The 11762-nt window shown below is 63.5% G+C and carries 12 protein-coding genes; 5 read left to right on the top strand and 7 right to left on the bottom strand.

Translation table 11 applies throughout. The features are described 5' to 3' along the window. From ACHWRX_RS03395 to dusB, 4 genes are all read right to left on the bottom strand, one after another. On the bottom strand, positions 1-1270 hold a 1270-nt coding region (locus tag ACHWRX_RS03395), incomplete at its 3' end, for a HAMP domain-containing protein (RefSeq protein ID WP_394658086.1). 111 nt (positions 1271-1381) lie between these two features. Beyond that, the gene (locus ACHWRX_RS03400) at positions 1382-2800 is read right to left on the bottom strand and encodes a sigma-54-dependent transcriptional regulator (RefSeq protein WP_394658087.1); all 1419 of its coding nucleotides are present in this window, start codon (positions 2798-2800) and stop codon (positions 1382-1384) included. After that, on the bottom strand, positions 2797-3924 hold the full coding sequence (locus ACHWRX_RS03405) for a nitrogen regulation protein NR(II) (RefSeq protein ID WP_394658088.1): 1128 nt from the start codon (positions 3922-3924) through the stop codon (positions 2797-2799). Before ACHWRX_RS03405 ends, ACHWRX_RS03400 begins: the two co-directional genes overlap by 4 nt. 22 nt (positions 3925-3946) lie before the next feature. Further along, positions 3947-4963 carry a tRNA dihydrouridine synthase DusB gene (gene dusB / locus ACHWRX_RS03410; protein WP_394658089.1) on the bottom strand — a complete coding sequence of 339 codons (1017 nt, stop codon included), beginning with the start codon at positions 4961-4963 and terminating at the stop codon, positions 3947-3949. Between the two features lie 77 nt (positions 4964-5040). Here dusB and ACHWRX_RS03415 point away from each other — a divergent pair, with 77 nt between their 5' ends. From ACHWRX_RS03415 to ACHWRX_RS03425, 3 genes are read left to right on the top strand one after another with little or no spacing between them, the layout of a single operon-like run. After that, entirely contained in the window at positions 5041-6189 is a 1149-nt protein-coding gene (locus ACHWRX_RS03415; protein WP_394658090.1) for a bifunctional 2-C-methyl-D-erythritol 4-phosphate cytidylyltransferase/2-C-methyl-D-erythritol 2,4-cyclodiphosphate synthase, read from the top strand. Positions 6190-6200: 11 nt separating this feature from the next. Then, positions 6201-6728 (top strand): hypothetical protein, encoded by a 528-nt coding sequence (locus ACHWRX_RS03420; protein WP_288414472.1) that lies wholly within the window; start codon positions 6201-6203, stop codon positions 6726-6728. Further along, positions 6716-7237 (top strand): CinA family protein, encoded by a 522-nt coding sequence (locus tag ACHWRX_RS03425; RefSeq protein ID WP_394658091.1) that lies wholly within the window; start codon positions 6716-6718, stop codon positions 7235-7237. The genes ACHWRX_RS03420 and ACHWRX_RS03425 overlap by 13 nt, the downstream gene beginning before the upstream one ends. Here ACHWRX_RS03425 and ACHWRX_RS03430 read toward each other — a convergent pair. Together ACHWRX_RS03430 and lipA are read right to left on the bottom strand one after the other, a co-directional pair. Then, positions 7198-7656, bottom strand: coding sequence for a type II toxin-antitoxin system RatA family toxin (locus ACHWRX_RS03430; RefSeq protein ID WP_394658092.1), 459 nt, complete (start codon positions 7654-7656; stop codon positions 7198-7200). The two genes, ACHWRX_RS03425 and ACHWRX_RS03430, sit on opposite strands and share 40 nt — an antisense overlap. Continuing rightward, the gene (gene lipA, locus ACHWRX_RS03435) at positions 7656-8612 is read right to left on the bottom strand and encodes a lipoyl synthase (RefSeq protein ID WP_394658095.1); all 957 of its coding nucleotides are present in this window, start codon (positions 8610-8612) and stop codon (positions 7656-7658) included. The genes ACHWRX_RS03430 and lipA overlap by 1 nt, the downstream gene beginning before the upstream one ends. A 65-nt stretch (positions 8613-8677) precedes the next feature. Here lipA and ACHWRX_RS03440 point away from each other — a divergent pair, with 65 nt between their 5' ends. After that, entirely contained in the window at positions 8678-9343 is a 666-nt protein-coding gene (locus ACHWRX_RS03440; protein WP_394658093.1) for a carbonic anhydrase, read from the top strand. A 99-nt stretch (positions 9344-9442) separates the two neighbouring features. On the opposite strand, the gene ACHWRX_RS03445 is transcribed toward ACHWRX_RS03440, so the two are convergent. Further along, entirely contained in the window at positions 9443-10819 is a 1377-nt protein-coding gene (locus tag ACHWRX_RS03445) for a hypothetical protein (protein ID WP_058737667.1), read from the bottom strand. A gap of 309 nt (positions 10820-11128) precedes the next feature. On the opposite strand from ACHWRX_RS03445, the gene ACHWRX_RS03450 reads away from it, so the two are divergent. Then, the coding region (locus tag ACHWRX_RS03450) for a DNA gyrase subunit A (protein ID WP_394658094.1) at positions 11129-11762 on the top strand (634 nt) is incomplete at its 3' end.

Here is an 11762-nt window from a genome sequence, read left to right on the forward strand (position 1 = left end):
CCAGCGGACCCGGCACCGATCTATCGAGCAACAGCGATTGCGCCGTGCTGTTCATCAGCTGCACCGTGCCGTTCGCATCCACCGAGATGATGCCGGATGTGACCGATTCCAGCACCGCTTCGATAAACGCGCGGCGCTCTTGCAGCTGCGTGTTCGCGCCGACCAGTGCCTGCGTCTGCTTTTCGATCTGCGCCGTCATGCGATTGAAGGCGCGGTTGAGCAGACCCATTTCGTCGGCCCCGGTACGCCCCTCGACGCGCATCGCAAAATTGCCGCTGCCCACTCGTCTGGCGGCGTCGACCAGTTCGTAAAGCGGCTTCACCTGCCGGTCCGCAAATCGCAGCGCCAGATAGACAGACAGCCCGACCAGCGCCAGCGCGGCGATGAACAGCGCGACATTGAAGCGTAACTGATAGAGCCGTGCCCGGCTGGTCAGCGCCTCATAGCCGCGCACGATGTTCTCGGCGCGCTGCCCCTGGCTGAAGGCCAGAAGGTCCGAACTTCGAGAGGTGTAGAGATAGATCGACGCGGCGCGGTCGATAGGGGTCAGTGCCGCGATCCGGTTGGCGTTGGCTTCCACCACGAACGGATCACCGCCATCCACGCGGCGGACCATGTCGCGCGTCACGTCGGCCGCATCGTTGCCGCCGGTGGGATCGACAATCGCCGCGGTGCGCAATTGGCCGTCAGGCCCTTTCTGCAGAATAGCCGACTTGTCGAGCTTGCGGTTCCTGACCTGGAAATAGAGGAATTCCGGAAACTCGGGCGAAGCGATGGTCTGCTGGCTCATATAGCCTCGCAGATCGCTCGCCATGGCGAGGGATTCCTGGCTGACGTCACGCTGGGCCTGCTCGTAGTAGCCGCGTGCCAGCTTATTGGCATTTTCCAGCAACCCGCGCGAGCTGTCGGAGAACCAGAACTCCACGCCTGACTGGAAGAGGTAAGACGCAAAGATCACCACCAGCAACGTCGGCACGGCAGCGATCACCGAGAAGATGAACACCAGTCGCACGTGCATCCGCCCGCTGCCGCCGATGGTCTGGGCAGCGCGGCGCAGCGCCATCCAGCGCCCCAGCAGCACCAGGATCGCGAGGGCCGGGACCAAGGTGCCGACCAACAGCGTCGCCGTCATGTTGGATGACAGGAACTCGCCATTGCTGGAATTCTGGTAGAGCGCGGCAAAAGTCACCGTCGTCATCACGATAAACGCAACGATCGCCGCGAATACCATGACGCCGAAGAAGTTGGCACGGCGCGCAGACACCTGCATGCGCCGCCACCATCTTGGCCATGTTCGTCTTGGTTGCAGCGCGTCGCTCATCGTTGCGGCGCTACAACACCACTGTGACTTTATCGCAAGGAAAAATCTACGAACGACAGACTATGGCCTACGAACGAACTGTTCCGGGTCCAGCCCCAGTTCTCCGAGCCGCTTGCGCAAGGTATTGCGATTGATGCCCAGCGCCTGTGCGGCGCGAACCTGATTGCCGCCGGTTTCCAGCAGAATGAGGGCAAACAACGGTTTCTCGAACGCCAGCAGCGCCGTTTCATGGATCGTACCAGCGGCGGGCCGCTCGCTCGTCAGCCAGCGCCGAACTGCTGTTTCCAGATCGAAGCTTTCGCCATCCTCGCCAGATGCGGGTCCATCGCCATCCTCGGGCAGCAAGGGCGCAACTGCATCGATATCGATTGCTTCCTCACGCGCCAGCAGCGCCAGGCGATAGATAAAATTCTTCAGTTCGCGCACGTTGCCCCGCCAGGGTTGCTGGCCCAGCAGAATGGCGGCGCGATCCGTCAGATAGCGGCGGGGCAAGCCCTCCGTCGTCGCGAGATGCAGGAAATGCCGTGCCAGCGCCGGAACGTCGTCCGAACGTTCACGCAGCGGCGGCATCGCGATCGGCACGACGTTAAGGCGATAATACAAGTCCTCCCGGAACTGCCCGCCGGCGATCATCGGTTGCAGATCCTTGTTGGTGGCCGCGATGATCCGGGCATCCACCCTCACCTCGTCACGCCCCCCTACCCGGCGCACAGAGCCGGACTGCAGCGCCCGCAACAACCGCGTCTGCGCCTGCATCGGCATGTCGCCGATCTCGTCCAAAAACAGCGTACCACCGGCGGCCTGCTCGAACTTCCCGAGATGACGCGCAACAGCTCCCGTGAACGCGCCTTTCTCGTGCCCGAACAATTCGCTTTCGATCAGTTCGGCGGGAATCGCAGCGGTGTTGACCGCGATGAACGGTCCCGCCCGGCGATGCCCCAACTGATGGATTGCCTCCGCCACCAGTTCCTTTCCCGTGCCGGACTCGCCCAGGACCAGCACGGTCAAATCATTGCGCAGCACGCGCGTGATCATGCGATAGACCGACTGCATGGCCGCGCTGCGCCCGACAAGAGGCAGCCCGCTGCCGATCGGCTCTTCCCCGTCCAGAGGCGCGGCACTGGCCGAGCCCACCGCCTGGCGGACGGTGCGTGCCAGTTCGTCGATATCGAAAGGCTTGGGAAAATACTCGAACGCGCCAGTGTCCGTCGCCCGTACCGCCGTATCCAGCGTGTTCTGAGCCGAAAGGATGACGATTGGCATATCCCCGTGGCGATCATGCACATCGCCCAGACTGTCTATCCCATCGCCGTCGGGCAGCATCACGTCGGTCACCAGCGCGGCAAAGCGGCGCTCGGCCAGCAGCCGGTCACGCTGGGCGATCGTGTCGCAATGGGTAACCTCAAAGCCCTCCGCCTCCAGCGCGGCGGTGATGACCAGGGCGATCGAGGCGTCGTCTTCAACCAGCAATACCGTCATGCGTCAGCCTTGTTCCGGTTGCTTGCCCTAGTACGCGCTTCTGGCGCGATCGGCAGGTGTACGCGAAAGTGCGTCCACCCTGTCGCCTCATCCCGCTCATGACCGATGCGGCCGCTCATGTCGCGGACTAGCTTTCGCACCAGCGGCAGCCCCAGTCCCTGCCCTGACTTCTTGGTGGTCACGAACGGTTCGAAGATGTGATCGCGCATCGCGAGCGGCACGCCCGGGCCATTGTCACTCACCCGCAGTTCGATGGGTAGCCGTACCGGCTGGCCGGAATCCGTCGTGTGAAGCTGCAAACCGCTGGCAAAGCGCGTACGGATAACGACGCGCGCATCGGGCACGTCTGAGCAGGCTTCGCGCGCATTGGCGAGCAGGTTGATCATAACTTGCACCAGTCCGTCCGGACTGCCCATCACGGACGGCAGCGAGGGATCGAACTCCTCCTCGATCCGCGCGCCTTTGCCCGAAGGATCGCCGGCCCTCAGCACATCGATAGCGCGCCGCGCAGCCTCATGCAGGTTGCACGGCTCCACGATCGGCGGCGTCTTGCGGCTGAGCCGCTGCATCCGATCGATCAGGGTGGCGATCCGATCGACCTCGCCGGTAATCAGATCGGTCAGCGCCCGATCGCGATCCTCGACTCGCCTGGCAAGAAGCTGCGCCGCACCGCGAATGCCGGCGAGCGGATTCTTGATCTCGTGCGCCATGATCTCCGGCCCACGCAGAGCCGCGGTGTCCGCGCCTCCGGAGTCCGCCCCGAAAGCGTCGGTCGGCGTGTTATCGTGGATGGTCAGCAGCTGCCATCCGGGCCAATCGGCGACCGGAGCAACGGTGATATCGATCCGGCGCGTCCCCTTGTCCCTGATCGCAACGACGATCTCGCGCGCGGAAACCGGCGTCTCTTCGTCCTTGATGCGCTCTATCAGACGCTCATCCACAAATGTCAGGATCGCCTCAAGCCGCCGCCCGGAAAGCCGGCGCATGCTTTGACCCAGGAACTGCTCGGCAGCGGGGTTGGCCGCCGCGATCGTATGGCCCGGCTTCAGCAGTAGAACGGCGTGGGGCAGACTGGCCAACTGGCGATGCGGCTCCGGCATCGCGGCACGCGGATTATGGCTCATGAGGCCGCTCGACCGGGGGCCGCTACGCAGCCTTACGCTCCCGCCAAGGTGCATAGAACTCCGCCAGCGTCTCCATCACTTCTTTCGGGTCGTCGATGAAATTCACGCGGTTGCGCATATCGGCGGAGCCGGGCAGCCCCTTGGTGTACCATCCCAGGTGCTTGCGGGCCATTCTCACACCCGTGTCTTGGCCGTAGAGCGACAACATCGCTGCGTAATGTTCGCAAATCAGGTCGAACTGCGCCCCGATCGATGGCGCCGCCATGTGTCCGCCCGTGCGCCACCAGTGCATGACTTGGCCCAGCACCCACGGCTTGCCGTAAGCGCCCCGCCCGATCATCACCCCGTCCGCGCCGGACTGTTCCAGCGCAGTCGCGGCGTCCGCGATCTCACAGATGTCTCCATTGACGAGGACCGGCAGGGTCACCGCTTCTTTTACGCGGCGCACGAATGCCCAATCGGCTTCGCCCTTGTACATCTGGTTGCGGGTGCGTCCGTGAACAGTGATCATCTTTGCGCCAAGGTCTTCGGCGATGCGGGCCAACTCCGGCGCGTTCAGGCTGTCATGGCACCAGCCCATGCGCATCTTCACGGTGACCGGTACGTCGACCGCCTTCACGCAGGCGTCGATCAAGGCGGCGGCGAGCTTTAGATCACGCATCAATGCAGACCCGGCATCGCCGTTCGTTACCTTGCGGACGGGGCAGCCCATGTTGATATCGACGATCGCCGCGCCGCGATCCGCGGAAATCTTCGCCGCTTCCGCCATTTGCGCCGGCTCGCAACCGACCAGCTGCATCGACACGGGCTCTTCCGACAAGTCCCACGTCGCCTTTTGAACGGACTGGCGCGTCTCGCGGATCGCGGCGGGGCTGGCGATCATCTCGGTGACATTGAGGCCCGACCCGAACCGGCGCACCAGCTTGCGGAAAGGCAGATCGGTGACCCCGGTCATCGGTGCCAGAACGACCGGGCACGCGATCTCGATCGGCCCGACATGAATGGGCTTCAAAGCGGGCGGGGCGGGGAGATCGGTCATCGTCAAAGCACTGCCTAAAAAACAGGCAGCGCATAGTCCATTGCTTGGGCAGCGGCAAGGGATTACCGGGCCCAGCCATGTCATCGGACCATGAACTGCCCGCCGCGGCCGGGATCGTCGTTGCTGCCGGTCAAGGCCTTCGCGCCGGACAGCCGCTGCCTAAGCAATTCGCGGTATGGCGGGGTAAGCCGGTCGTCCGGCACTCGGTGGAAGCGTTGCTATCGGCCGGGGTGAAGCCGATCATCGTGGTTATCCCAGAGGGCGCGGCCGACTTGGCGGATGCGGCCTTGCAGGGTCTGGCCGATGTCCGCTGCATCGTGGGCGGGGCGAACCGGCAGGATTCGGTGCGTCGCGGGCTTGAGGCGTTGGCGACAGAGCCGCCGGAACACGTGCTGATCCACGACGCGGCGCGCCCCGGCCTACCCCATTCGGTCATCGCCCGCCTTCGCACCGCGCTTGGCCACCAGCAAGGCGCAATTCCCGTCCTGCCGGTAGTGGATAGCCTGGCCCACGCGGACGGATCGGTGATGGGTGCCCCAGCTCAGCGCGAGGCCTTGCGGCGGGTGCAGACTCCGCAGGCCTTTCGGTTTTCTTATATCTTGCGGGCACATAGGGACTGGACCGGCGAGACAACCGCAGGTGACGACGCGCAAGTCGCCCAGGCCGCCGGTTTGACGATCGCCTTGGTCGAAGGAGACGAAGCCTTGCAAAAACTGACGTTCGCCAGCGACTTTGCCGCCGATACCCCGCCGATCCGTATCGGCTCCGGATACGATGTGCATCGCTTGGAGGACGGGGAGGAGCTTTGGCTGTGCGGGGTAAAGATCGAACATCACCAGGGGCTTGCCGGCCATAGTGACGCCGACGTTGCCATTCATGCTTTGGTGGACGCGATGCTGGGCGCAATGGGCGATGGCGATATTGGCCAGCACTTTCCTCCCTCCGATGCACAATGGCGCGGAGCATCTTCCGACCGCTTTCTGGCTCACGCCGCCGGTATCGTCGCCAAGGGCGGCTATCGCCTGGGCAATGCCGATGTGACGATCATCTGCGAAGCGCCGAAGATCGGCCCCCACCGCGAGACCATGCGTGATCGCCTGGCGGCGATACTGGCCGTTGACAAGAGCCTGGTGAGCGTCAAGGCAACGACGACCGAAAAGCTCGGATTCACCGGTCGGGGCGAAGGGATCGCGGCCCAGGCTGTGGTCAGCCTCGTTCGGAACTGAAAGGCCTAACCATGCGCAAAATCGCCACTTTCCTTGTCGGAACCCTGATTGCGCTGCCCGGCATCGCACATGCGGCCCAGCCTTGCCTCACCCCGGCAGAGGCATCGTCGCTGGCGGCCTATGCCCTCCCCGCCGCTATCACCGGCACCACGAAGCGCTGCGCGGCGACACTCGCCCCCACCGCCTATTTGCGCAAGAGCGGCGCCGAGCTGGCAACCCGCTACTCCGCGCGAAAGGCGCAGAACTGGCCGCAGGCCCGCGCCGCGTTCTTCAAGATCGGCGGCACCAAGCAGAACGGGAGCAGCGACTTGTTGAACCAGCTTCCCGATCCATCGCTACAGCAGATGCTGGACGCGATCATCGAAGGCATGGTGGCGCAGGAAATCCCGACCGCCAAGTGCGGTGAGATCGACCGTATAGTCGGCCTGCTCGCCCCCCTTCCGGCGCAGAACACCGCCGATCTGATCGCCGTCGTCATCGGTCTGGGCAGCAAAACGGGCAAAGCCGCGACTGACAAGTTCGCGATATGCAAGAGCTGACCGGCGTGACCTCTGCCATTCTTTCGGACGAAGTGGTCGCGCTGGCCCGGCGCGTCATCACCGAAAATGCGGCGATAAAGCGCAAAGTGGCGGTAGCAGAAAGCTGCACCGGCGGTTTGGTGTGCGCCGCCTTGACCGAGATTGCCGGCTCGTCGGCAGTACTGGACCGCGGCTTCGTGACGTACTCGAACGAGGCCAAGCAGCAATCGCTCGGGGTGTCGGAGGATATCCTGGAGGCGTTCGGCGCGGTCTCGCCCGCCACGGCCTGGGCTATGGCACAAGGCGCATTGCGCAACAGCGAGGCGGATGTCGCGGTGGCGATCAGCGGCATTGCCGGGCCCGACGGCGGCAGTCTGCTGAAGCCGGTCGGCACGGTCGTGTTCGCTTGTGCCTTGCGGGATCAGCCCAACGAAAGCGTCAATGCCGAGCAGCGGATGCTGGACGGCAAGGACCGCAGCGAAATCCGCCTTCAGGCGACGCTGGTCGCGCTCGAGCTGTTATTGCCATAGAGCACTGCCGCCCGCTCTTCGAACGCGGACACCATCTTACGAAAAGCCCGGTCGAAATACTGGCCGGCGATCTTCTCGAACAGCGGATTGCGGAAGGCGAAGTCGACACAAAAGTCGATCTCGCAGCCGCCATCGACATTCCGGAAGGCCCAGGTGTTGTCCAGATCGCGCAAGGGCCCGTCGACGTAATTCACCCGAATCAGATCAGCCCGATGCTTCTCGACGCGTGAAGTGAATTTCTCCTTCAGCGCCTTGAAGCCCACCAACATGTCGGCCACCATTTCGGTCTCACTGTCAGACCGGACGCGGGTGGCCAGGACCCAGGGCAGGAACTCAGGATAACGATCCACGTCAGCGACCAGATCGAACATCTGCTGAGCGGTATACGGCATTGCGCGCGTTTCGCGAATTCCCGGCATCAGCGCGACGCTCCGCCCTGCGCCGCCTTGGCTAGCTGAGCTTCACGCGCCGCGCGCATTTCGGCAAAATCCTTGCCGGCGTGATAGCTGGAACGAGTCAGCGGCGATGATGCCACCTGCAGAAAGCCCTTGGCCCGCGCGATGGCGCCGTGAGCGGCAAATGCCTGCGGGGTCACGAACTCCATGACCTCGGTATGCTTGGGCGTCGGACGCAGGTACTGGCCCATCGTCAGGAAATCGATGTCGGCGCAGCGCATGTCGTCCATCACCTGATGAACCTCCAACCGCTGCTCGCCCAAACCCAGCATCACGCCCGACTTGGTGAAGATCGACGGGTCATGCCGCTTCACTTCTTCCAGCAGCCGCAGCGACGCGTAATAGCGTGCGCCCGGTCGGATCGTTGGGTACAGCCGGGGCACGGTTTCCAGGTTATGATTGTAGACATCCGGCCGCGCCGTAACGATCGCCTCGACCGCGCGGCGCATCTTGCCCCGGAAGTCCGGCGTCAGGATCTCGATCGTCGTGTTCGGGGTGTTGGCCCGCAGCGCCTCGATCACCTTGACGAATTGAGAAGCTCCGCCGTCCGGCAGATCGTCGCGGTCGACCGAGGTGATGACGATGTGCTCCAACCCCAGCTTCGCCGCGGCTTCCGCCACATGGGCTGGCTCATCGGCGTCGACTCGGCCGGGCATCCCGGTCTTCACGTTGCAGAACGCACAGGCCCGGGTGCAGGTATCACCCAGAATCATCACGGTAGCGTGCTTCTTCGTCCAGCATTCGCCGATATTCGGGCAAGCCGCTTCTTCACACACGGTGTTGAGCTTCAGGTCGCGCATCAACTTGCGCGTTTCAGCATAGCCTTGCGATGTCGGCGCCTTGACGCGAATCCAGTCTGGCTTCCGAGCGCGGGGCGGGTTTTCTGGAGCGATCGCGGGGGTTGAGGACAAGTCGTTCATGCCGCCCAGATAGTCACATGCATAAGGCCTTGCCAGTGCCAATCTACCTAGCCAAGAAGAACGCCATGACAGAGCCCACCACAGACTCGCCCGCTTCTCCCCTCGACACGCTGATTGATGGCTATCGGCGATTTCGCGAAGGAGGCTGGAAAACCCAGCGCGAGAAATGGAACACCCTGAGCGAGGGGCAACAGCCCGACGTCATGGTGATCGCCTGTTCGGATAGCCGCGTCGATCCCTCGCAAATCTTCGATGTCGATCCGGGTGAGATCTTCGTCGTCCGCAACGTGGCGGCGCTGGTCCCGCCTTTCGAGACGACACCGGGCCACCATGGCGTGTCTGCCGCGCTGGAATTCGCCGTGCAGGTACTCAAGGTCAAGGAAGTCATGGTGATGGGCCATGGCCTATGCGGTGGCTGCAAGGCCTCGCTCACCCAGTCGCTTCACGGCGCGGAACCGGGTGAAGGTGGCTTTGTGGCGAACTGGATCTCGCTGCTGGACGAGGCGCGTAACAATGTCGCAAGCAAGATGGGTACCGAAGGCCGCGATGCGGAGCGCGCGATGGAGCAGGCTGCGGTTCGGGTCAGCCTGGATAACCTGATGACGTTCCCGTGCGTGCGCAGCAAGGTGAAGGACGGCAGCCTGCGCCTGCGCGGCGCTTTCTTCGCCATCACCGACGGCGTACTGCACGTCATGGACGAAGAAACGCGCGAATTCTCACCGGCTGTATAGTGGCCGCGGCCCCTGCATTGGCCGCTAATCAAACCCGCACAAGAAAGGGCGCCGGAGATTTCCGGCGCCCTCTTTGATTCAGCGTTTAAGCGACCTGCCTCAGCTGGCGGGAGCAGCCGTCGGAGCGGCAGCGCCGGTCTTGCTCTTGGCGTAGGCGCTCCACATCTTGGCGACCGGGAGGCGCGTGGGCGACGTGATCTGCGCGAACGTGCTTTGCGCCTCCGCGTACTTGCCTTGATCCGCCTGCGCGATGCCGATGCGGGTCAGGACGCGATCCTTATCGCCAGAAGCCTTAGGCAAGGCCAGCTTGTAAAGCTCTTCGGCCTTGGCAGGCTGGTCGTAGCTGAGGAACGCGTCGGCCGCACCGTTGATCGCGGCGAACGAGGCCGAGGGTGCCCGCGCTTCCTTCTCGTAGCTGGGCAGGCCGTTCCGGTCAGCCGTGACACGACTCTGCGCCACGTTACGATAGTCCGCAACTTCGCCAGCGGTCAGCTTGCCGGCGGCGATGCCCTGATCGATGATTTTCAGGGTCTCACCCGGCGAACGACGCGGATCAGCGTCCTGAATGTAGGACAGGTAGTCAGACTTGTCGCTCATCGAGCCAGTGCGCGCCATCAAGCGCATGAGATCGAGGTTCTCCTGCGCGCCCATGTTCTTGTTGAGCGAGCGCACCACCTGCAGCGCAGACTGCCAGCTGGCCGGGGTCGGATAGTACTGCACCAGCTGCGCCGAAAGGTCGGTGGCGGGGCCAACCTGCTTGGCATCGTAAGCGGCCTGCAACGCGGTACGCAGCGCACCATCGCTTGGCTTGCCGCCGGCGGCTTTCGCCTTGTCGATCTCGGCCTGCGACAGGGCCAGTGCAGCGCCGGAATTGTTCGTGCGCTTGTAGGCATCGGCCAGAACCTTGTCGATCATGCCCTGCTGATCGCGATAGCCGCTGTCATAGGACGGTTTCAGGTACTGCACCGCACCGGCATAATCGCCGGTCTGGTAAGCGGTGACGCCTGCCAGGTACTGCAGCTGGCCCATCTGCTCCGGCTTGGCCGCGCCGCTGTTGATCATCATGACCAGGCCCTTGTTCTGCAGGGCCGGGTCATTCTTCAGGACGCCGACGTTGCGCGTCAGTTCGCCCAGCTTGATCTTGTCGAGCGGAGTCGTCGCGGCGGCACCAATTGCGGCAAGCTTCGCGTCCGCGCCGCCCAGAGCCGCATCGACTTCCGCCGCAGCCGCCGTCTTGGCCGCCGGGGTCTGAGCGGCCGAGGCCTTGTCAGTCGCAGCCTTTACCGCCGGGTTGGCTTCCGCCCCGCTTACGGCCTTGTCGAATTCAGCGGCAGCCGCCGAGAACTCTTTGGAGAAGGAGCCGGAAACCTTTTCCTTCTTCGCGGCGAATGCCGGCGACGAGGATACGGCAGCAGTCAGCCCCCCGGAGATAGCAACAGCGAGGGCAATACGTGAAATCAGAAACTTGCGAGCCATTCCGGCCAACTCCTCTCAACATCCGCGGGTGAATGGGTGATATCCCACTTCGGCCCAGCGCCAAAAAAAATCGTGCCAGTCATGGCGGCGATTGCGCCGCATGACAACCAGGGTCCGACTAGAACCTTGCCGCTGAACGCGAATTGAATGTGGTTTGTTGCAGGAAGATGCAGCCGTTCCTTCACTTTGAAATGTGGAAAATGCCGCTCGCAGCTCATGCGTGACCGATGCATGACTGGCATTCCGGTGAAGCTTGGCCTAGGGCCGAGGTTCGCACATCCCCGCCAACAGAGAAACGACAAGTAGCGCGTGAGCGACGAAACCGAGATTCTTGAGCCTCAGGGCCCTGCAGGCGAATACACCCGCGTCGACATCGTCGACGAGATGAAGAACAGCTACCTCGATTATGCGATGAGCGTGATCGTGGCACGCGCCCTGCCCGACGTGCGCGACGGCCTGAAACCGGTGCACCGGCGCATCCTCTACGCCAGCCAGGAAGGCGGCATGGTCGCCGGGCGGCCTTACCGCAAGTCCGCCAAGATCGTCGGCGACGTAATGGGCAACTATCACCCGCACGGTGATAGCTCGATCTACGATGCCCTTGCCCGCATGACCCAGGACTGGTCGATGCGCGTTCCTCTGGTGGACGGCCAGGGCAACTTCGGCTCGATGGACCCCGATCCGCCGGCCTCGATGCGCTACACCGAAGCGCGCCTGGCTCGCGTCGCGAACTTCCTTCTGGAAGATCTCGACAAGGATACGGTCAATTTCCAGGACAACTACGATGGCTCCCGCCAGGAGCCGCAGGTCCTGCCAGCGCGCTTCCCCAATCTGCTGGTCAATGGCGCGGGCGGTATCGCCGTCGGCATGGCCACCAACATTCCGCCCCACAACCTGGGCGAAGTGATCGACGGCTGCCTCGCCTACATCAATAATCCGGCGA

It is taken from the genome of uncultured Novosphingobium sp. (assembly GCF_964277725.1).
Classification (GTDB): domain Bacteria; phylum Pseudomonadota; class Alphaproteobacteria; order Sphingomonadales; family Sphingomonadaceae; genus Novosphingobium; species Novosphingobium fluoreni.